Here is a 20,933-nt window from a genome sequence, read left to right as displayed (position 1 = left end):
CCGCGGACGGGCACACTGGAGACATGAACGGACCCCTGAACCTGATCCTGAACATCATCTGGCTCGTCTTCGGCGGATTCTGGCTGGCCCTGGGCTACCTGGCCGCCGGGGTCGTGTGTTGCGTGCTGATCGTGACCATCCCCTTCGGGCTGGCCTCGTTCAGGATCGCCAACTATGCGCTGTGGCCCTTCGGCCGCACCATCGTGGACCGGGGCGGGCGGACCGGCTTCTTCTCCACCGTGGGCAATGTCGTGTGGATCCTCGTGGCGGGGATCTGGATCGCCATCGGGCATGTGGTCACCGCCATCCCGATGTTCGTCAGCATCATCGGCATTCCGCTGGGCATCGCCAACCTCAAACTGATCCCCGTCTCCCTGGTGCCCCTGGGCAAGGTCATCGTGCCCTCGGGGTCGCGCCTGCCGATGGGCCCGGCCGCCTGAACGGTTCCGGGTCCGGCGAACCAAGCAGCCTGCCGGGCCCGCGGATCCCGCCGCCCCGGCATGTGCCCCGAGGCCGTCGACCCGGGCCTCCAGCCGCCGGTCGGGCCGGCAGGGAAGACGATTCCTCTCGAATTGCACTCTTCCGTCCTTGACTTATGTGGCATAGTTATCGACCGTTAGTGATCGCCCCCACAATGAGAGTTGATAGCAATACATGGACCGAATAGGTCAGAGGGCCGCCGCATCGAGTCGGGAGACGACGCCGAAAGCGTCCGTGTTCCAGGACTTCGGGGGCTGCCATGAATGTTGAAATGCTCAAGAGCACCTGGGCCGATATGTCCCAGGCGGGCGACGAAGCCCCCTTGTACTTCTATTCCCATCTGTTCATCACCCATCCGGAACTGCGCGAGATGTTCCCGGTCTCCATGGCCAGCCAACGCGATAAGCTGTTCGGCGCGCTGGGGCACATCGTGAGCAATGTGGAGAAACTGGATTCCGATACCGGATTCGTCGAGGAACTGGGCCGCGATCACCGGCGATTCGCGGTGGAACCCGAACACTACTCCGCCGTTGGTTCCTCGCTGCTGGCGACCCTCAAGCAGTTCCTGGGCAGCCAATGGACCGAAAGCGTCGCGGCGGACTGGTCCGCGGCCTACGGCCAGATCGCGAAGATCATGGTCGTGGCCGCCGAGGACGCCGCCGAGGATTCACCCCCATGGTGGGATGCCGAGGTGGTCTCCGTTGACCGGCGCAGCATCGACGTGACGGTGATCCAGCTGCGGACCACCCCGGCCATGGACTACCTGCCGGGCCAATCCATGGCCATGGAACTGGGGCGGCTGCCCCGATTATGGCGTTACGTGACCCCCGCCAACCAGCCGCAGCCGGACGGCCTGGTGGAACTGCATATCCAGTTGGTGCCCGGCGGGCAGTTCAGTAGCACCGCGGTACGCAAGATCCGTCCCGGGGACACGGCCCGGCTCGGAGCCCCGATGGGCGACCAGCTCACCCGTCCCCGGAACGGGAAGGACCTTCTCCTGGTGGCCGGCGGCACGGGGCTGGCGCCTCTGGCGGCGGTCCTGGACCAGGTCGGCACCCAGTGGACGACCGAAGGAACCGGGCCGCGGGTTGACCTGTTCCATGGGGCCCGCCTGCCGTGGAACCTCTACGACCACGAGAAGCTCACCCGCCTGGCGGAACAGCCCTGGTTCACCTACCGACCGGTCGTCTCGGACGATCCGACCTTCCACGGGCTGCGTGGACTGGTGGGTTCCGCGGCGGCCGCCGAAGGCTCGTGGGCCGGCCGGACGGCCCTGGTCTGCGGGTCCCCGCCCATGGTCGGGCATGCCGTGGCCCAACTGGGGACCGCCGGACTTGCTCCGGATGATCTCCGCTTCGAGACGTTCGCAACCCTAGATGAGAGTTCCTCGGCCATCGGCCAGAGTGACGAAGAAGGATCACGATAATGCCCTATGCCAATGACACCCGATCAGCCCGCGCCCTGACACCGGAGGCCGTCCGTGACGCCATGTTCCCGGCCGTGGAGGTCGGCGGGCTCGACCCCGTGGCCATCAATCTGTTCCTGGCCGATGCCTCCGTCCAGATGGCTTCGGACCGCGAGGAGATCCGGACGCTGCGACGACGCGCTGAAGAGGATCGGGGCTCCGGCCTTGATGTCAGTGCCGAAACCGTGAACCTGCTCAGTCGGGCGCAGGTCATCGCCGATAAGCACGTCAGCGAGGCCGAGCAATATGCCCATGACCTCATCGACGGGGCCCGAAAGCAATATTCGGAAATCCTGCAGAAGGCCGAAGACAATGCGGGTAGCGCCGGTTCCGCCGCCGCCCCGGCCGTCCCCGGATACGGGGAGCCGGTCCCGGAGATCGAGTATGTCCGCACCTACACCCGGGTGGCCCAGGTCCAGTTGCGCTCCGTGATCGACGCCCTGGCCGAACAGGTGGATCAGTTGGGCCATTTGCCGCAGTTCGGCGCCACTGCCTCGGAGCCGGGCGCGGGGGGTGGCTCCTGAGCCGGCGGTAGCACTTGTAGGGTCCGGTACAATTTGAGAATTTTTGTATCGATTTTGCAGAAGTTCCTGCCAGTATGAGAATTCTTAATCCACGCAAAATGAGAACTTCTTGACGTGCGTTGAGGTGTTTCGGTTGCAGCTGCGAAAGAAGTCCGGTTGCAAATAGTCGGAGGAGGACGAGACTTTTTAAGACGGAGCTTCCGATAGCTCTTGTTTAGACATCCCGTAGCGCGGGCACGGCTATCGGATAGCACTTTCTCACCATCGGCAAATAGGCAGTCGAGGTCCTTGACGGTGAGCGATTTGCTCTCCTCCCGCCTGCACTGCTGCTTGTCGACGAGCGCGCGCCAGGCCTTGGCGATCGCGGCGCGAACAAGCGGCCCTCCTTTCGTTCTGCGGATTGGGGGCGCGTTCACGAAAGCAAGGCAAGCACTTGGCGGAAGTTGGTCATGAGCGGGGTCTTGCGACATTCACCCACGGCCGCGGTGACCCCCAGTTGGACGGTGGCGAAAACCTCCGCGACACCGCTACCCGCACACTTGCTACCACTTCGTTACACAGGCGCTACCCGAAGCTCCGTCTTAACACGCCCAGCGCAGGTCCTCAAAGTGCCCGGCGTTCGGGGCCTCGTAGGGCAGGGAAGCTTTGCACATCAGGTGGCTAAACAAATATCCCTATACCCCAGATCGTTCCACGACGAGCCATACGGAGGAACCGCTCAGACGGGTGTACCGGCTTCATCGAATACGCGCAGGAGTGTTGAGCGGCGGTTCATGCTCGGTAGTAGTGCCCCATAAGGTGGTGTAGCGTCCGGTCACCCGCCGATATGGAGTGCGGCCACCGGACGTATCCTTCGAGGAATCTCCTACAACCCACTCGAAAGGACATCGCCGCGATGACCGCTACCCAAATTATCGACCCTCAACGCCTGCTTGTCGAAGCACTCTCCGATGCCTCACCGGACCTGATGCGCTCGATGCTGCAGACCATGATCAACGCTCTGCTGTCCGCTGATGCCAGCGCCGTCTGCGGCGCCGAATACGGCACCGCATCCCCGGAACGGGCCAGCCAGCGAAACGGATACCGGCATCGACCCCTGGACACCCGGGTCGGCACCGTTGACGTCGCGGTGCCGAAGTTGCGGCAGGGGAGCTACTTTCCAGAGTGGTTGCTCGAGCGCCGCAAACGCGCAGAGACCGCGATGATCACCGTCGTGGCGGACTGCTACCTGGCCGGAGTCTCGACCCGCAGGATGGACAAACTCGTGAAGACCCTGGGCATTCATTCCCTCTCCAAGTCCCAGGTCTCGCGCATGGCCGCGGACCTCGACGAGCAGGTCGAGCAGTTTCGTCACCGGCCTCTGGGTGAGGCGGGACCCTTCACCCTCGTGGCAGCCGACGCGTTGACCATGAAGGTCCGTGAAGGTGGACGGGTCGTGAACGCGGTCGCCATGGTTGCCACCGGGGTCAACGCCGACGGGCGTCGTGAAGTGCTCGGGGTGAAGGTCGCGACCAGCGAGACCGGGGCGGCTTGGAACACGTTCTTCGCCGATCTCGTCGCACGCGGACTGGACGGCGTGCAGCTGGTGACCTCGGACGCCCACGCTGGGTTGGTTGAGGCGATCCGGGCGAACCTGCCAGGGGCCAGCTGGCAGCGGTGCCGTACCCACTACGCCGCTAATTTGATGGGGATTTGCCCGAAGAATCTGTGGCCTGCGGTGAAGGCGATGCTGCACTCGGTCTATGACCAGCCCGATGCCGAGAGCGTCCACGCCCAGTTCGACCGGCTGCTGGACTACGTCCAGGAGAAGCTGCCCAAGGTCTTCGAGCACCTCGACGAAGCCCGGGCCGACATTCTGGCGTTCACGGCGTTCCCGAAGGATGTGTGGCAACAGATCTGGTCCAACAACCCCAACGAACGGCTCAACCGCGAGATTCGCCGGCGCACCGACAGCGTTGGTATCTTCCCCAACCGCGACGCGATCATTCGGCTGGTCGGCGCGGTGCTGGCCGAGCAAACCGATGAGTGGGCAGAAGGCCGCCGCTACCTCGGATTGGACGTGCTGGCCAGATGCCGGCTCAGCCTCGTCAACGACGCTGACAACACCCTGAATGCGGAGGAGGCGCCTGCAGATCCCTTCCAAGCGTTGACCGCCTAAAAGCAATCACCGAAGGAAACCACCGCTACACCACTTCCCGGGGCTTGACCTGCTCGGTCCTGTTTCTCGTCTTCTTCCGGTTCTTCGGGTGCGCGAGATGTGCCTTCTGCCAGAAGCTGAGGCTCCAATTTTAAGGCACGGCACATGGCCACGAAGTGTTTCTTATCTTCCTTGCGGATAAGTTCAAAGACGGCGTGGAGGATGTGTACTGCTTCTGGCCTGCTGATTCCCCGGCCTGTCTCCACGCGTTCATTGTGGGAATAATGATGTAAGTATGTGACTAGTCTCTGGCGGGTGAGGCCATCGTCCATCCCGTCGAGTGCAGTCTGCATCTGAACCCTGAAGTCGCCCATCTGTTCGGGGAATCGAAAACTGAGAAAGCCCTCGAGAAGACGGCGACATACATTGGGAAGGATGACAGCCGCATCCATTTCCTGCTCGATTGTTGGTCGATCGCCACAGTCAATCAGCGTTCTTGCTGATCGCCAGAAGAGGTAGTGATATTCCGAACGAAGACGGGTTCGTAAGGCCTTGTCCTTTTTGTCCGATCCCCAGTCGCGCCACGTGGGAACGCGACGGACTACCCCGACGTCGACTTTCTGAGCCTGGGCTTGTAGCTCGAGAATTTTGAAGTCTCGTTTCTCCTTGGGGGGGCTGTTGGGTAGGCGATCCAGTTGGTTTGCCCAGATTTTGAAGAGTTCGAAATTGTGGGTCATCAGGAACACCTGACCGCAGTCTCGGACAGGCTTCTGGTTGCATAAGCAGGCAACGGGCTGGCCGCAGCCACATGCGGACGGCTGCACCAGCTCCGCCCATAAGAGACTGGAGGCGCCGATTGCGAAGTTGTCGTCCAAACTTGAAACGGGATCGTCTATGACGACGATCTGCTCACTGCGATTCCGGCCTTGAGTGCTGAGGCTCTTAACGAAGTACAGCAAAGCCAATGCGGTACATTCTCCCTCGCTAAGGTGGAGCGCTGGCGAGCCATACCTGTAAATTGCGTAACGTCCCTCTTCCACGGGGACAATCCGAATATCGGGCCGGCCGAGCAGGATGTGTAGTCTCTGGTTCAGCCACTCGGCTGGCGGCCCAGGATCATGCTTTTCAGACTCCAGCTGGACGATCTTGTCTCGGGTAGCACACACCATCGTGTCATTGTCTTGAAGTGTTTTGTTGGCTGTGTCGGCTTCGCGGATGGCTGTGTCGTAAGCGTCTTTCTGCTCGCCAATCCAGAACGCCTCGAGTTGTTGGCATGCTGTTTCGCGCACTTTAGCGAAGGCCACACTTCGGGCGTCGTGATTGTCCAGAAGCGTCACTAGCCGATCGATGTTCGGGAGGGTGAAGGAATTTTGATTCAAGTGCTCTGGTAGATGAGCAGGCTCGTGTAGGGATTTCAGCTTGGCATCGAGCAACTCGCGCACGGTTATGAGATCTTGAGTGATTTCGTCAGTTCGCTCCTGGAGAGCCTGAAGTAGTGACTTGTATTCCTTTCGGAACTCGGGATACAGAAGTCCGGGGTCTGGAAAGTAGGTGCTCTGCTCAAGAAGCAACGTTGTGATTTCTTCGACTTTTTCGATAGCTTCCCGAAGCTCATCCTGCAGTTCCGTTGTACTTTCATCGAAGTGCCTGTTCAGTGTCTCGAGCCGGTCATGATTGAGATCGTTGGCGCAGAAAAGACAAGTCCTTCGGTTCCCGTGAAGTGAAAGACCTTTCTGCACCCAGTCGGAGTGCTCTGGATGTGTGATCAGAGAATTAATCAACTTGGCTGTTGGGATCCGTGCCAGTATTTCCGCAATGTCTTCTGTACTTAGCACTTCGAGGGACAGCGGCGGTGTTCGTGTCACTTTTTCGAGAAAGGTAGATTGTGCCTTTTCTATCTCCGCCTCAGGATCAAAAGCTGCTCTCAGCTTGTCTTTCATCGCCCGCGAAAGTGCCTTATGAACGTTGCGGGCGTCGTATCCACGACCGTAACCGTTCACACCCCCAAGCGTTGAAGTGACAAGTGTCCCGAGGTTCTTGAGAATCATCTTGGGGGATGCTTCCTTTTGCGCGGCCGCTCTCTCTAGCTTTGGCGACTCGAGAATCAGTTCATCCAACCGGGCGCGTGTAGCCCGCAGCTCTTTTTCGCGGTTTGCATTTTCTTTTCCAAGGGCGAGAAGTGCTTTGGCTTCGCCCGCTTGGAAATCGAAACACTCCTCCACGTAGGCTTTGTTGAAAGTCGAGACCCTTTCCCAAAGTGGGTCCTCGGGGGAGGTGACTTCTCGATTGGCTTTTCCTTCAGAGATTTCCAAGGAGACGCCAGCAGCCCAGCCGTCAGGGGACTGCGGCGGGCACAGCAGCGACGCGAGTGTGGACTTCCCACTGCCGTTGTTGGCGTAAATAAGGTTGATATCTCTAAAGCCGGTGAATGCCGTTGGAGGGGACCAGCCCTGAAAGATCCTGAAGTCCTTGATGGACTTGATATTTTCGATTCGCAAATTTCCCCCTCGAGTTAGACCTACCCCCATCCTATTTAGGGTAAGCGCCAGGCACTGTTCCAGAACATTTGGATTTCGCTTTGGAAGGGAAAGCCGCGTTGTCGCAAGGCTGGATCGCATGCGATTCCTGCGCGCCCTATCTGGAATAGGCCGCCCAGATCTAGGCGATTTAGCTCTGTGGGATCTGACTCACAGTTGGGCAAATCGGAAAGCACTTCCTAGGGGCGTCGCCTGTGGGATGAGACACACATCGTGCTGCCCGTCCGCTGGAGCTTTTGCTAAGTTCGGCCAAGAGCCTAGGACCAGCTTTAGCTGGAGATTTCCGGCCACATCTTCGTGATGGCGGCGATGATCTTCTCGTTGGTTGCTTGGAGCGCGGTCAGGCTCTCGTCCTCCTGGACACTGCCCACGTAGGCGTCGAGCACGACCGGTATCCCTTGCTTCCACACGGCAGCGATGGCCTGTGTTGCGACGATTTCTTGGTCTGGGCATCCTACGACCAGAAGAAGGTCGGCTCGTTTTCCCGGGAGGATCGATCCGCGATCGTTCAAACCGAAAACGTCAGCAGGTCGGGACGTCGCGGCAGCGAGTGCTTCACAGGGGCTGAGTCCGGCTTCGGTCAGGTGTTGGAGTTCACGGTGCAGGCTGGCACCGGGGACCAGACCGGGGTTCGGGGCGTCCGTGCCAGCCAGAAGAACAACTCCTCGGGAATGCAGTGCGTGCACGTTTCGACGTGCGGCAGCGAAGTCCGGAAGTCCAGGAGGCATCCACCGCTGTGCCTGGCGTTCGAGCATCCCGGTCCATGCCGGCCCCAGACGTGTGGCTAGCCCGAGCTGCGTCAACAGCGGCATCCGGCCCTCGGAGTCGGGGAAGCCATCAGCGATGTCGAGCGTGGCGATCACCGCCACCTCGGCTGCCGCCAACGTCTCCACCTGCGTGGGATTCAGCAATTCAAAGGGCACATGAGCCAGCACGTCGACGCCCTGGCTGACGACGTCGACGGCCGCGGCGGCCGTCATGACGTGCGCGACGACGATGATCTCTGCAGCATGAGCTGCTTCCACCAGCGCCCGTAACGTGCCCAAGCCCAATGAGGGCATCGGCACGGGGCTGGTGGATCCGTCGTCGTACAGCACCTTCAGGTGGGTCGCGCCTTCGGCAAGACGGTCCGCTACGAACCCAGAGGCCTCCTCGGGGCCAGTGACGTAGGGAAACGGAGAGTATGCCATCGTCGGGTGCCCTCCGGGGGCGGTCGCTCCGATACTTGAGGTCCGGACCTCGGCGACGTCTGAAGATCCGTTGCCGGCAAGGATCGGTGTGACGAGTTCCGGCTTGCTGAACTGATCAATGATGGTCGTCACCCCGAATGTCACCGCCTGTTGCGGCGCTCCTGGCAACAAGTGAAGATGGGTATCGATCAACCCCGGCAGCAGTGTCCCCCCGGCTCCGTCGACAACCTGATCCGACGGGTCGGCTAACTCCGGGCCGCCGACGTCGTCGATCCATCCGTCAACGATACGTACGGCGCTGTCCTTAGTGATCCGGTTGCCATCAAATACCCGAATGTTGGTGATCGTGAGGCTCATGTCCACGATGATAGAAGTTGACCTAACGAGAAGGTCAAGCGGCTAGGCTTCTTTGGTGCGACATTCCATCAGCCAGGTCGCAAAGATCGCTGGCGTCACCTCTCGAACACTTCGACACTATGACGCCATCGGCCTTCTTACCCCCAGTGAAGTCGGTGCCAATGGCTACCGTTGGTACGGCCGTGCCGAGCTACGTCGGCTCCAACGCATCCTGTTGTTGCGACAGATGGGCCTGGGCCTGGTCGAGATTGGGCAGGTAATCAGCGGGCAGAGCAGCGAGATTTCCGCGCTGCGTTTTCAACGCGATCAAATCCTCTCTGAGCGAGATCGTCTGGACGCCGTCATCGAGACGATCGAGCGGACCATCACAGACCTCACTGGCAATGATGTCATGGATCCCGAGGATTTCTTCCGTGGCCTCCATCAAGACCGTCTCCGCTTACGGAACCACTTGTCGGCGGTGCACGGCCCCGGTGTGGAGGCCACCTTCAGCAGTGCCGCGGCGGCCACCTCCAGTTGGGAAGTCGCCGACTACGAGCAGGCGGCAACCAAGAGCCGCGAGCTTCTGCACCGAATGGCGGCCCTTTTCCATCAAAGCGTCCCACCATGTGCGGGCCCCGCTCAGGAGCTCGTCGGCGAGCACTACAACTCCATGGGCCGATTCTGGCAGCCAGATGCCAGTTCCTACGAGGCCTTGGCCGATCTCTACTTGAGTGACAACCAGCAACGAGCGTGGATCAGCAAGATCGATCCCGTCTTGCCTCCGTGGCTCGCAGCAGCGATGAAAACCTATGCCAAGCAGCTGCCTCATAGAGCCCCGACTCGTAAATCCGACGAACATCGATGCCGTGAGTTGAACTACTGAAAGCAAGAGGTCCGGTAAGAGATTTTGAGGCGACTGGTCAAAGTTCCCTGCTAAGGCGGGGCCTCTAGTTTCACTTCAACAGCGACGTATGACATTCCGCGCTGCCAATTCCCGAAGCTCACACACTTCCCCGCCCGCACCACGATCCAGACGAAGTTGCCACGGCCTAACTCCGGGCAGAACCCGGCTCACGTTCGCAGGCACGGGCTCCAAAAACCTGATGTAGGGATGGGTGCCATTCACTGGAAATCAACGGCTGATAAGGTATTGGCATACCGACCGACTAGTGGATGATGAGAGCGCAGTGGAACTGGCGATGCGCGAACAGCAGCGGCAGCGCACGCGGGCCTCGATCCTGCGGGTGGCTGCGGAGGAATTTGACGAGCGTGGATATGCTGCGGTCGCCCTGAGCGAAATCGCGAAGCGCATCGAATTGACCAAAGGATCGGTGTACTTCCACTTCAATTCCAAGTCCGACCTGGCCAAAGCCGTGATCGATACGTATTTCTCGGCGTGGGAGTCACTCGTGCAGGCAATCTCCGATCGCGAACTGACAGGACTGACAGCACTGCGTTGGCTCTCGGCCGAAGTCGCGCGCCGCTATCGGGATGACGCCGGAGTCCGGGCACCACTCCGACTGATGCGCGAAGCCAATCTCGTTGGCATCGACCTGCCGACTCCGTTCCTCGCATGGGTCGAGTCGGTCGCAAAGCATCTGGGTGAAGCCCGCCACGGGGGGGAGGTTCGCCCCGATCTGGATCTCGACGCCGTCGCGTGGCAGATCGTTGCCGGCTTCTTCGGTGCCCAGGAAATATCCCACCAGCTCACTGGGCGCTCCGATCTCGTCGAGCGAGTTGAAGCGATGTGGGAAATGTTTCTGCCCGGGATCGCGGCAGTACGCACGAGCTAAAAGCTACCTGACTCCTTCCCAGAACAGGACCAGCCACCGGGTCCGCACGTGGTAGTGCTGCTATTCGACGCCTTTGAGCGCGCTCGTCATATCGATGCCCTTGATCCGCCTGGTCAACATCAGCGTCGCAGTCATCGCGAAAACGATCGTAATCAGGGACGCAATGGCCCAGCTTCCCATCGTAATGAACGGGTGATAACTGGCTCGATCCGTGCTGAACAGGCCAACATATTCACCGAGGAACCACCACCCGGCCGGGATGCCCAAGAGCCACCCGATCAAGGTGGTGGAAATGTTCTCGCGGCTGGCCAGAGATCGGAGTTCCTGATGATGGAAGCCCAAGACGCGCAGGGTCGCGTAGTCTCGGATACGTTCGGTGAAGCTCATCGCGCCGAGATTATAAAGGACTACGACGGCGAGGATGATCGCAAAGACCTTAATGAGCGTGAAAACGCTGGTCAGGGACGCGACCAGCGACCGCGCATTTTCGCTCTGCTCGTCGAGCGTGACCGCCCCGGCCACGGCGGACAGGTCGATGACCTCCTGGCCAACGGACTTCTCGGTCAGATAGCCGTTTGGCGTGAATATCCCTCCGGCTGCGTCCCAGGTGGAATCCGAGACGAGGACACCTTGGGGTTCGGAGATGGAGGTCAACGCGGTGATCTGGAGATCGATACCGGAGCCATCCGTCGTTTCCACGTTGATCTCGTCTCCGACATCGACGCCCAGTTGATTAGCGAGCCGCTCACTGATGATTGCGCCGTCGTTCACCGTCACCGGGTCTCCGCCTGAATCGAGAGCCCGGAAGAGATCCCCCTCTCCCAGAACTGTCAAGGTGTGCTCGACACCTCCATCAGAGTCGATGCGCGCCGGGGACTGCTCGATCCACTGTCCGGTCCCGGCTTCGGATTCGATCCTGTCTCGTGCCCCCGCACCTGCCAGCGGGGAGATCTGCAGACGTGTGTCGTAACGATACTGTTCCTCGTAAGACAGCTCCACCTGCTTATTGAGCGTATCCGGCATCCCGAAGCCGGTGACAAGTAGCATCATGCATCCTGTCGTCGCGATGACCCCCATAATGACCCGGACGGGACTACCCGTGGCATCCCGAATGGCCCACCTGCTGCCATAGGGAATCCGCTGCCATATGGCGCGCAGGCGTTCAAGTGGTGTCCGTCGAGCCCTCCCCGTGTCTGGCCGCATCCCCTCTGCCGGGCTCATCCTTCGCATGCGGCGGGTTGCAGACCAGGACGCGACGATACAGACCGTAATCAGCACGAGTGGAAGGGCAGCGCTGTCGATGGCATAGGCGGGCTGCCAGATGGGCAACGAGAAGCTGCCCTGCTGCGTATCAAGAACATAGCGGGACAACGCGGGCGTCAGCGCCAGTCCCGCGACGCAACCTGCCGATACGGCGACGATCCCCACCGCGGTGTAGTAGGAGGCGATAACTCGATTCGAGTAGCCAAGGGCTTTCAGGATGGCCACCTCGGCGCGTTGGATATCGGTGAGACGCCGGATGGAGGTGGAAATCGATAGCAAGGCCACGAGGAGGAACAACGACGAGAACAGGTACGACAGACTCCGGATCTGGTCCACCCGCTCGTACGCGGTCGCGACATGGGGGTAAGTATCTGTTTCAGTAAACGACCCGTACCGATCGCCCAGGATCGTCCTGACCGCATCACCCAATTGTGCGGGGTCCCCGCTCACCACGATGCTCTGGCTGACGGGTGCTTGGGCGGCCAGTTCCATGGCGGTCTCGTTGCTGACCAGCCCATAGCCGTAGGTCGAAGCGTCGGGGGCGACCATCCCACTACCGGCATAGGCTATCTTGTCCGGTTGGAGTATCAGCCCATTGATGCGTAGTTCTGTTTCCTCCCCCTCACGCGTCACGGTCATCCGATCGCCTGTGTCCAGATTGTTGGCTTTCGCGTAGGACTCGTCGAGCCAAACTCCGTCCGAGGAGTCCACCGGGGCGCCGGTGACGACCCGCGGCGAATTGATGTCGCTGACGCCTCTGGTGGACAGTTCAAGATCATCGACCGTCCCTCCACGGGTTACCGTGACCGGGATCGAAGACACCAGGGCGGCCTCGTCCACACCACCGATCTGCTCGACTTCGGCAAGATCCTCATCGGTGAGGTCTAGACCGGTGATCCATGCGTCAGGCATCCTGTTCTCAGCGGCAAAGGAATCAAGCTCCATTTCGATTCCCTTCCACCCGCCTTCCAGACCCGAAAAGATTAGAACGCTGAGGGCTGCCATGAGGCAAACGGCGGCGAATTGGGCCCAATGCTCTCGCAGGTCCCTGCCGAGTTTGTGGATGAACAGCACCATCATGCGGAAGCCTGCCGACCGATGATCTCGGGGGTCGCATTGTGGGTGTCCTCAATGATTTTTCCGTCCGCCAGACGGATGAGTTTATCGGCAGCGGCAGCCAACAATTGATCATGCGTCACAACAACCACGGCGGTGCCCGTAGCGTGCGCGGTTTCTTGCAATTGGGCGAGAATCTCCACCCCGGTCTGAGAATCCAGGGCACCACTGGGCTCGTCGCAAAGCAAGAGGGCCGGCCTCTTGGCCAGCGCCCGCGCGATCGCCACTCGTTGCATTTCCCCGCCCGAGAGATGGCGAGGAAACTGGTTGAGCCGGTGTCCGAGTCCGACGCGACGCAACAGATCAGTAGCGATGCTCCCCGCCTCGCGACGTGACATGACCAGAGCAGCCGCGAGGGCAACATTCTCGACGGCGGTCAGATTGGGCACCAAGTTGTAGAACTGGAAGACAAATCCGACTTGAGCGCGCCGATACTGCGTCAGGGCACGATCCGACAGCGACTCCAGATGGTCTTCGCCAACACGGATGGTGCCTGTGCTCGGGCTGTCCATGCCCCCGATGATGTTCAGTAGAGTGGTCTTCCCCGACCCGGAAGGACCGAGGATAACGGTGAACTCACCGGCGGCAATCTGGACACTCACGTCCGCCAGCGCAACGACTCGGGCGTGTCCGGTGCCGAAGGTCCGGCCCGCGCCACTGGTCGAGATATAGGTCGGGTGTGTAGCTACCACTGGACGATCAGCGCTCCATAGTGCGTTCCCGAGCCCGTTCCCACCAGCAACGCGGTCTCTCCGGGTCGGATCCGCGTCCTATGCAGGGCCAGGGGGATGCTGGCGGCGATGGTATTGCCCACCTCCGCCAGGGTGATGGTCATCTTCTCCCGTCCCCAGAACCTGGCCATCATTTCCATTCCGGCTTTGCTCGTTTGGTGGGGAATCACATGGTCGATCCCCTCCGCGCTGGTGCTCAACCCGGGGCGGAGAGCTTCGAGGAAGGGCGGAAAAGTTCCAATGGCGCCCCGAAGCAACTTCAGGCCCTGCATATCGAACTGGAAGTCCTCCGGGTGTGCGGGGGCGTCATCGACGCGCAACCGACTGCCAAAACCGCGAATTTCGGCATCACGAATCCCCCGTTGATCCGTGAAGAACGATGAATCCGTGATTCCTTGGCCCGAACGATCTGCTTTTCCCAGCACCACTGCCGCCGCTGCATCGCCGATGAGACAGGCGCTTTCTGGCTGACTGAAATTCAGTCCGCGGCTACCAGCCTCCGTCGAAACCACCAGGATGTTGGCAGCAAGGCCAGCTTCAAGAATGAGAGCCGCTTGTTGGAAGGCCACCAGGAACGAAATGCAAGTTGCATGAATGGAGAACGCAAATTTTCCGGTTATCCCCAACTGGCTAGCGATGAGTGCACCTCCGTCGGGGATGGCCTGCATGGGACTTCCCGAGGCATTGAGCACCAGGTCGATATCCTCAGGATCAGTCCGGCATCTTCAATGGCCCTCTCCGCGGCCAAAGCGCCCTGCGCTAGAGGGTCCTCGTCGGCACTGATCCAATGCCTATGGTGTATCCCGGTCCGCTGTATGGCTTCCTCCGCGGAGATTCCGCAGAGAGCGGCAACCTCCGCTGTCGGAACGATCCGTCGTGGTAGCGCTTCCCCTGATCCCAAAACCCGAACTGACAAAGTACCCATGACCGGACTTCCTCCCCTAAGCATCAACGATAATCGACATACTAGCCGACCGGTCAGTGAAAAAGACAGAACGAATTCAGACGTGTGGAGGTCGACGCCCAAGAGTGGGACGTTTGGTAAATTTCCCGGCATCCTCATGACGAACTCGGCCACGTTCAACTTGTCGAATGTGAACACCTGACTACCCAGGTCGTCGAGCCGAAAGCAGTGCTGATTTCCGACTAAATTGGTCTCCAACAAATACTCACTGGTCAAGCCCCGGGAAGTGGTGTAGCGGTGGTTTCCTTCGGTGATTGCTTTTAGGCGGTCAACGCTTGGAAGGGATCTGCAGGCGCCTCCTCCGCATTCAGGGTGTTGTCAGCGTCGTTGACGAGGCTGAGCCGGCATCTGGCCAGCACGTCCAATCCGAGGTAGCGGCGGCCTTCTGCCCACTCATCGGTTTGCTCGGCCAGCACCGCGCCGACCAGCCGAATGATCGCGTCGCGGTTGGGGAAGATACCAACGCTGTCGGTGCGCCGGCGAATCTCGCGGTTGAGCCGTTCGTTGGGGTTGTTGGACCAGATCTGTTGCCACACATCCTTCGGGAACGCCGTGAACGCCAGAATGTCGGCCCGGGCTTCGTCGAGGTGCTCGAAGACCTTGGGCAGCTTCTCCTGGACGTAGTCCAGCAGCCGGTCGAACTGGGCGTGGACGCTCTCGGCATCGGGCTGGTCATAGACCGAGTGCAGCATCGCCTTCACCGCAGGCCACAGATTCTTCGGGCAAATCCCCATCAAATTAGCGGCGTAGTGGGTACGGCACCGCTGCCAGCTGGCCCCTGGCAGGTTCGCCCGGATCGCCTCAACCAACCCAGCGTGGGCGTCCGAGGTCACCAGCTGCACGCCGTCCAGTCCGCGTGCGACGAGATCGGCGAAGAACGTGTTCCAAGCCGCCCCGGTCTCGCTGGTCGCGACCTTCACCCCGAGCACTTCACGACGCCCGTCGGCGTTGACCCCGGTGGCAACCATGGCGACCGCGTTCACGACCCGTCCACCTTCACGGACCTTCATGGTCAACGCGTCGGCTGCCACGAGGGTGAAGGGTCCCGCCTCACCCAGAGGCCGGTGACGAAACTGCTCGACCTGCTCGTCGAGGTCCGCGGCCATGCGCGAGACCTGGGACTTGGAGAGGGAATGAATGCCCAGGGTCTTCACGAGTTTGTCCATCCTGCGGGTCGAGACTCCGGCCAGGTAGCAGTCCGCCACGACGGTGATCATCGCGGTCTCTGCGCGTTTGCGGCGCTCGAGCAACCACTCTGGAAAGTAGCTCCCCTGCCGCAACTTCGGCACCGCGACGTCAACGGTGCCGACCCGGGTGTCCAGGGGTCGATGCCGGTATCCGTTTCGCTGGCTGGCCCGTTCCGGGGATGCGGTGCCGTATTCGGCGCCGCAGACGGCGCTGGCATCAGCGGACAGCAGAGCGTTGATCATGGTCTGCAGCATCGAGCGCATCAGGTCCGGTGAGGCATCGGAGAGTGCTTCGACAAGCAGGCGTTGAGGGTCGATAATTTGGGTAGCGGTCATCGCGGCGATGTCCTTTCGAGTGGGTTGTAGGAGATTCCTCGAAGGATACGTCCGGTGGCCGCACTCCATATCGGCGGGTGACCGGACGCTACACCACCTTATGGGGCACTACTTACTCACTCGGAGCTTGACACCATGTCATCCGCCGCCCAGCCGACTTAACATGATTACCGTTGCAGAGAATTCCAAGGCAAGCACCGTAGGTCCGATCGCCTTGGCGTTGCGGTTGACTTTTTCCAGGCCTCGGGCGCCCTGTAGGGCACTCTGCCATTGGGGACGCAATCCAGAGTGACGGCCCAAATGAATTTTGTGTATTTTCATCACGTTCAACGCAAAATCCGGCAGTGATCGCACGCCGGAGTGATGAGGACCGACCCACTCGGCACGGACCATCTCCTTGGCAACAAACGTTTTATTGTATGAGTCCCTAGCTGATGATGCCGTGGAGCAACAGTTGAAGGCCCATACCGCGTGTCACCTTGGCTCTGGCCAGATTCTCTTGGCTTGGATGGGCTTTGGTGCGTGTCTGAGAAGTGACAGTTACTAGACGAGCGATCAGGCGCTGGTCGGCTCATGGGGGTTATTTGGAACTTTCACTGGTACCGAATGACCGTAGAGCTCTTCGAGATCTTCCCATAGGTGATCTTCAATGATGCTCTGCATGGATTGCCCTGATACTTCTGAAGCGAAGTGGAGCAATCTGCGTTGTTCGACGTTGTATCGGAATGGGTATGTTTCTGTCTTTTTGTTGGAGGTTGCTCGAAAGCGAGCAGCTTTGTTGCTGTCCATTGTGTGGCTCCAGGTTGGATCCGTTGGGGACGCGTCAGGTCGCGATGTGTTTTGGAGCCGCGTTAGACATTTCCCGACGAGCAAGAATTTCCTGGGCGACACACTGATTCTGGGCAATATCGAGAACGGATGCTTTGTGGATTTTCGGGTCCTTGCATACTTGATGGTCACTTCAGCCTGTTGGCGCTGACTGCGCCGGTCTCGTCGTCGCGAAAAAGGCCAAGGTCGCCGTCCATGACAATGATCGGGGGATATGCGTCTTCGGGCATTGGATGTGTTTCGGCTTTGTTCCCGGGGATAGCGGTGACCAGCAGCCGTTCGCCATCAGCTTGTCCTGATGCGCTGCCTATGGCCGTTCCGTCGTCGGCCACTGCAGTGAAGTCCACGGTTTTTTGTCCTTGCCCACCGCCGTAGCACTCTGTGGCCCCATTCGAATCGAACCAGAGATTCTCGAGGACCCTGTACTTCCCATTTGGGCTGGCCACGAGTGGCTGGTTGCCTCCGGTGGTCCCGCATTTGGCTGTCCCGAGTAGCTTGCCACTCTTACTGTTGATGATGCCAGACGTTTTTTCGGTAGCCGTTTTGTCCGATGAAACCCATGTCCCCACCACGAAGTGGTTATCGGCCGCTGCGATGGATGCCCGGGGTCGAGGTCCGGCTTTGGGGTTGGTTTCAACAGAATTCCAGTCTGTACCTGCGAATCCGCTTTGAAGCTTCGACTCTTCGGCGGGTTTGGAGCTGTCGAGGATGGACTGTGGTTTTGCGGCTACGGCCGCAAGCTTGAAAATTGGGGTGCCTCCGGAACTTCCGAGTAGTGATCGGTTGACTTTCCCGCCTAACAAATCGATTTTGCTATCGGGCATGAGTTTGACCTTTGCTGCTGCCGTCACCATGGGTCTGCCAGCTTTGTCGCCGGCTGTGGGGAAAGCGACACCGAATTCGGATAAGTCGTCGTACCCTTCGATGTCTTGTTGGTCCACCTTCTCACCGGTCTGGATGTGGACGACCGTCACCCGGATGATGGATCTGGATTCTTCGAGCCCGGCGCCCGCTGTCTCCCCTTCCTCGATGACGGCGATGGTCTTGTCGTCGATGAGTCGCAGTTCCGGAAGTTGGTTGCTGTGCTCATCGGTCGGGGTCCCTTCTATATTCACCTCCCATGCCGGTTCTCCTTTGGCGTCGATGCCGTGCAATGCCTCTTCGTTGAGGTAGACGAAGTTTGAGCTAGTTGCCAGATAGGGGTCGTCGGCACTTGCCGCGTTGGTGCCCCATCTGGCCGGTTCAAAGGCCTCTTGTGGGTAGTCGATTTCGGGGATTGGTGGAGTGTTAGTTTCTTCGCTGTTCACTGGGGCCGGCGTGCTGGAGCAACTGGCAATTGTGGTGGTGGCCAAGATGCAAATAGCAATTCCGGTATGAGCTCGGTTCATCGTGGAGTCCCTCTCTCTGGCTGCTCCAAATAGGGTACCGCAGGGGACTGTCTCCTATGGTTCACCATCAGACGATTGTTTGGTGCCTGCTATACCAAAACCCGATTTCCATGCCCTTGGCATAGAAATCGCACGCCAACGCCTCACGCGTGGATGGTCATTGGACAAACTTGGCGACGCTAGCCAGCTCTGTGTTTCGTCAACTCGAAGTCGGCCATTAAAGCGCTAAGAATCAGGCCACTGCGGCACGCTTTCCTGCCAAATCAGCACCAAGCTATTTCATCAGCGCATTTTTGACCCGGTAGGACTCCCCGCGGAACTGCAAAAGACGACCGTGATGGACGAGGCGATCGATCACCGCGGCAGCCATGTTGTCGTCGCCGAACACGGTTCCCCACCGGGAGAATTCCAAATTTGTTGTCAAAATCAGACTCTGTTTTTCATACGCATCCGATATGACTTGGAACAACAGGCGTGCCCCTTCGGTATCAATAGGCAGATAGCCAAGCTCGTCAATAATCAAAACCCGGTTCCTGGCCAAGGCAGCGAGTTCCTTATCCAGACGTTGCTCCTCCTTGGCCCGACGCAACTGCATCACCAACGCCGAGGTCGTGAAGAACCTCGCCGGGATGCCCTTCCGGCAGGCAGCGGCAGCCAACGCCGATGCCAGATGCGTCTTGCCGGTGCCCACGTCGCCATAAAGGACAAGGTCCTGGGCCTGGTCAATGAAGTCCAGCGAGAGCAATGCCTCGCGGCCATAATCGGTCGGGAACCGCACCGCCGACCAGTCATAGCCCTCCACGGACTTCAGTGCCGGCAGCCGGGCAGCACGAAGCAGACGCTGGCGACGGGATTCCTGCCTCGAGGCATGCTCCGCCTGCAGGATCCCCAACAGGTATTCACGCTGCTTCGGAGTCCCCTTCAGCGCCCATTGCTCCAGAACACTGCTCGTCAACGACGCCGCCCTACCGGCGTCCACGATGTCCTGGACCTCCACGACCGCGCTCATGCCGGTTCTCCGGCAGTGGCGACGAGGTTGTCATAAACGCCCAGGTCCACCCCGGACACGTCAGGTTCGGCCCCGTTGGCGATCCGGCGGGCGAGCATCCCCAAACCGGCGGCATCCGGGGCATCGCCGCGACGTATCAGAGTCTCGGCTGCCTGTACGGCGGCATCGAAACCGGCCGAGCCCGCAGCGGCGTCCACCGCGTTGAACAGGCGTCGCCGATCCGGTGACCTGGCGGTATCGAGCCAGTCACGCACCGGGTCCGGAACCAGCTCACGCAGCGGTGAATGCGACCATGAACCGGGCTTGCGCTCCAACAACGGCAACAACGTCGCCGGCTCGAACACCGTCTTGGACTGCTTGCCGAAGACCCGGTTGAACGTGATGACGGGTTCTGCTTGCTCGTCGAGGATCTCGACCTTGTCGTGGCGCAGCCCGACCGTGAGGTCACGCGAATGCATCGAGGGTCCGGCGGCGTAGGTGTTGCCGTCAATGAGGACGTTCCCGGTCTTGTCGGCCCTACGGGACTCGTAGCGCACCGGGTCGAAACCAACCCCGGGCAACTCCATCGACGCGGCGATGTCCTCGGAGAAGAGTTCACCGATGGCCAGGCCCTTGCGCCAATGCGTGGCGGTGGCCAGTTCCTCGCAACGGGCCAGCAGGACCTCATTGAGGCCAGCCAGGGATTCGGCTTCGGGCTCGGGGACCATGAAGTTGCGGCGCAGGAACCCGACCGCGTTTTCCACGTTGCCCTTTTCATTCCCGGAGTTCGGGTTGCAGTAGCGTGCCTGGGCACGGTAATGCAGCTTGAACGCGGAGAACAGTTTGGACTCCACGACCTTCTCCCCGGTGCGCCGGCCGACGCCGGTCGCGTTGTCGAAGACCAAGTGCCGTGGGGCGGCACCCATGCGTTCGAAGATGGTGCGCAGCCCGTGGCAGACACATTCCGCCGTTTCGCCGCGGTAGGCCTGCACGAAGCGCATGTTCGAAAACGGGAACGTGATCACCAGGATATGAAGCAGCTGCCGCACCCCGGCGATGATGGCTTCGGCTTGGCCGAAATCGACCTGCGCGCTCCCCGCGGGCCAGACTAGTTCCGCGTAGCCCTCGCCCGGTCTCCGGTGCCGGGTGTGAAAGCGCTTCACGTGGCGTTGGACCGGGGAATAGGAGCCTGAGAAACCGTGCTCGGCGACCAGACGGTCGAAGACGCGCTTGGCGGTATGGCGTTGTTTGCGTGCGCGTCGCGCATCCTCTCTGAGCCAGGTATCGATGGTCTCCTCAAACCCTGCCAGCACCGAACCACCGGGGCGTGTTTGTGGTGTTGGTGGTGTTGGCGAGCAATCCTCGAGCCCGACGTACTTGGCCACGGAGTCGCGGCTGATGCCCAGCTGTCGGGCGATCGCCCGCCCTGTGGCTCCCTCGGCGTCCAGACGCCTGATATCTTCTTGCATGGACATGGGTACCGTCATCTGCTTTCCAGCCCTTCCGGCGCCATTTGCTAGTGGAATGGCGGCGCCGTAAGGAACTTATATGAGTGGTGGCGGGCCCATGTCCTTCCTTCCTTTTCGGGCATGGTCCTGGCCATCAGGGTGATCATTTCTCAGAGCGCTTTTCCCGGTTTGGGTTGTCGCTGTGGTGGCCGGATTCTT

Annotated in this window: 16 protein-coding genes; 6 read left to right on the top strand and 10 right to left on the bottom strand. The window is 60.3% G+C overall.

The window, feature by feature from the left end:
- The first annotated feature begins 23 nt into the window (after positions 1 to 23).
- The 4 genes from AC3ZI9_RS13845 (at position 24) to AC3ZI9_RS13830 (ending at position 4,627) form a co-directional block, all read left to right on the top strand.
- Positions 24 to 440: a YccF domain-containing protein gene (locus AC3ZI9_RS13845; protein ID WP_444554887.1), complete on the top strand. Its 417-nt coding sequence runs from the start codon at positions 24 to 26 to the stop codon at positions 438 to 440.
- A gap of 299 nt (positions 441 to 739) precedes the next feature.
- Positions 740 to 1,906, top strand: a complete 1,167-nt coding sequence (locus tag AC3ZI9_RS13840; RefSeq protein WP_444554888.1) for a globin domain-containing protein — start codon at positions 740 to 742, stop codon at positions 1,904 to 1,906.
- Positions 1,906 to 2,469, top strand: coding sequence for a hypothetical protein (locus AC3ZI9_RS13835; RefSeq protein ID WP_444566912.1), 564 nt, complete (start codon positions 1,906 to 1,908; stop codon positions 2,467 to 2,469). The genes AC3ZI9_RS13840 and AC3ZI9_RS13835 overlap by 1 nt, the downstream gene beginning before the upstream one ends.
- Before the next feature lie 895 nt (positions 2,470 to 3,364).
- Complete coding sequence (locus tag AC3ZI9_RS13830; RefSeq protein WP_102598824.1) at positions 3,365 to 4,627, top strand: IS256 family transposase; 1,263 nt, start codon at positions 3,365 to 3,367, stop codon at positions 4,625 to 4,627.
- On the opposite strand, the gene AC3ZI9_RS13825 is transcribed toward AC3ZI9_RS13830, so the two are convergent.
- Positions 4,624 to 7,104, bottom strand: coding sequence for an AAA family ATPase (locus AC3ZI9_RS13825; protein ID WP_489923694.1), 2,481 nt, complete (start codon positions 7,102 to 7,104; stop codon positions 4,624 to 4,626). The two genes, AC3ZI9_RS13830 and AC3ZI9_RS13825, sit on opposite strands and share 4 nt — an antisense overlap.
- 308 nt (positions 7,105 to 7,412) lie before the next feature.
- The gene (locus AC3ZI9_RS13820) at positions 7,413 to 8,690 is read right to left on the bottom strand and encodes an amidohydrolase family protein (RefSeq protein ID WP_444567015.1); all 1,278 of its coding nucleotides are present in this window, start codon (positions 8,688 to 8,690) and stop codon (positions 7,413 to 7,415) included.
- A 55-nt stretch (positions 8,691 to 8,745) separates the two neighbouring features.
- Between AC3ZI9_RS13820 and AC3ZI9_RS13815 the strand changes: the two genes are divergently transcribed.
- Together AC3ZI9_RS13815 and AC3ZI9_RS13810 are read left to right on the top strand one after the other, a co-directional pair.
- Positions 8,746 to 9,555 carry a MerR family transcriptional regulator gene (locus tag AC3ZI9_RS13815; protein WP_444567014.1) on the top strand — a complete coding sequence of 270 codons (810 nt, stop codon included), beginning with the start codon at positions 8,746 to 8,748 and terminating at the stop codon, positions 9,553 to 9,555.
- A gap of 286 nt (positions 9,556 to 9,841) precedes the next feature.
- Positions 9,842 to 10,465, top strand: a complete 624-nt coding sequence (locus AC3ZI9_RS13810) for a ScbR family autoregulator-binding transcription factor (RefSeq protein WP_444567013.1) — start codon at positions 9,842 to 9,844, stop codon at positions 10,463 to 10,465.
- A 60-nt stretch (positions 10,466 to 10,525) separates the two neighbouring features.
- On the opposite strand, the gene AC3ZI9_RS13805 is transcribed toward AC3ZI9_RS13810, so the two are convergent.
- From AC3ZI9_RS13805 to istA, 8 genes are all read right to left on the bottom strand, one after another.
- A complete protein-coding gene (locus AC3ZI9_RS13805) occupies positions 10,526 to 12,808 on the bottom strand; it encodes an ABC transporter permease (protein WP_444567012.1) in 2,283 nt (760 codons plus the stop codon).
- Positions 12,805 to 13,446 carry an ABC transporter ATP-binding protein gene (locus AC3ZI9_RS13800; RefSeq protein ID WP_444555741.1) on the bottom strand — a complete coding sequence of 214 codons (642 nt, stop codon included), beginning with the start codon at positions 13,444 to 13,446 and terminating at the stop codon, positions 12,805 to 12,807. The genes AC3ZI9_RS13805 and AC3ZI9_RS13800 overlap by 4 nt, the downstream gene beginning before the upstream one ends.
- Before the next feature lie 83 nt (positions 13,447 to 13,529).
- Positions 13,530 to 14,243 carry a 3-oxoacyl-ACP synthase III family protein gene (locus AC3ZI9_RS13795; protein ID WP_444567011.1) on the bottom strand — a complete coding sequence of 238 codons (714 nt, stop codon included), beginning with the start codon at positions 14,241 to 14,243 and terminating at the stop codon, positions 13,530 to 13,532.
- A gap of 556 nt (positions 14,244 to 14,799) precedes the next feature.
- Positions 14,800 to 16,062 (bottom strand): IS256 family transposase, encoded by a 1,263-nt coding sequence (locus AC3ZI9_RS13790; RefSeq protein ID WP_102598824.1) that lies wholly within the window; start codon positions 16,060 to 16,062, stop codon positions 14,800 to 14,802.
- Positions 16,063 to 16,617: 555 nt separating this feature from the next.
- Positions 16,618 to 16,851: a hypothetical protein gene (locus tag AC3ZI9_RS13785; protein ID WP_444566987.1), complete on the bottom strand. Its 234-nt coding sequence runs from the start codon at positions 16,849 to 16,851 to the stop codon at positions 16,618 to 16,620.
- A 167-nt stretch (positions 16,852 to 17,018) separates the two neighbouring features.
- Positions 17,019 to 18,242, bottom strand: coding sequence for a hypothetical protein (locus AC3ZI9_RS13780; protein WP_444566986.1), 1,224 nt, complete (start codon positions 18,240 to 18,242; stop codon positions 17,019 to 17,021).
- 310 nt (positions 18,243 to 18,552) lie between these two features.
- Positions 18,553 to 19,287: an IS21-like element helper ATPase IstB gene (gene istB, locus AC3ZI9_RS13775; RefSeq protein ID WP_443349346.1), complete on the bottom strand. Its 735-nt coding sequence runs from the start codon at positions 19,285 to 19,287 to the stop codon at positions 18,553 to 18,555.
- Positions 19,284 to 20,741: an IS21 family transposase gene (istA, locus tag AC3ZI9_RS13770; protein ID WP_443349347.1), complete on the bottom strand. Its 1,458-nt coding sequence runs from the start codon at positions 20,739 to 20,741 to the stop codon at positions 19,284 to 19,286. The genes istB and istA overlap by 4 nt, the downstream gene beginning before the upstream one ends.
- Between the last annotated feature and the right edge of the window lie 192 nt (positions 20,742 to 20,933).

The organism is Arthrobacter sp. AOP36-F1-5, from assembly GCF_058137995.1.
The sequence above is the reverse complement of the archived record's forward strand: the minus strand, read 5'-3'. Positions and strand labels throughout refer to the sequence as shown.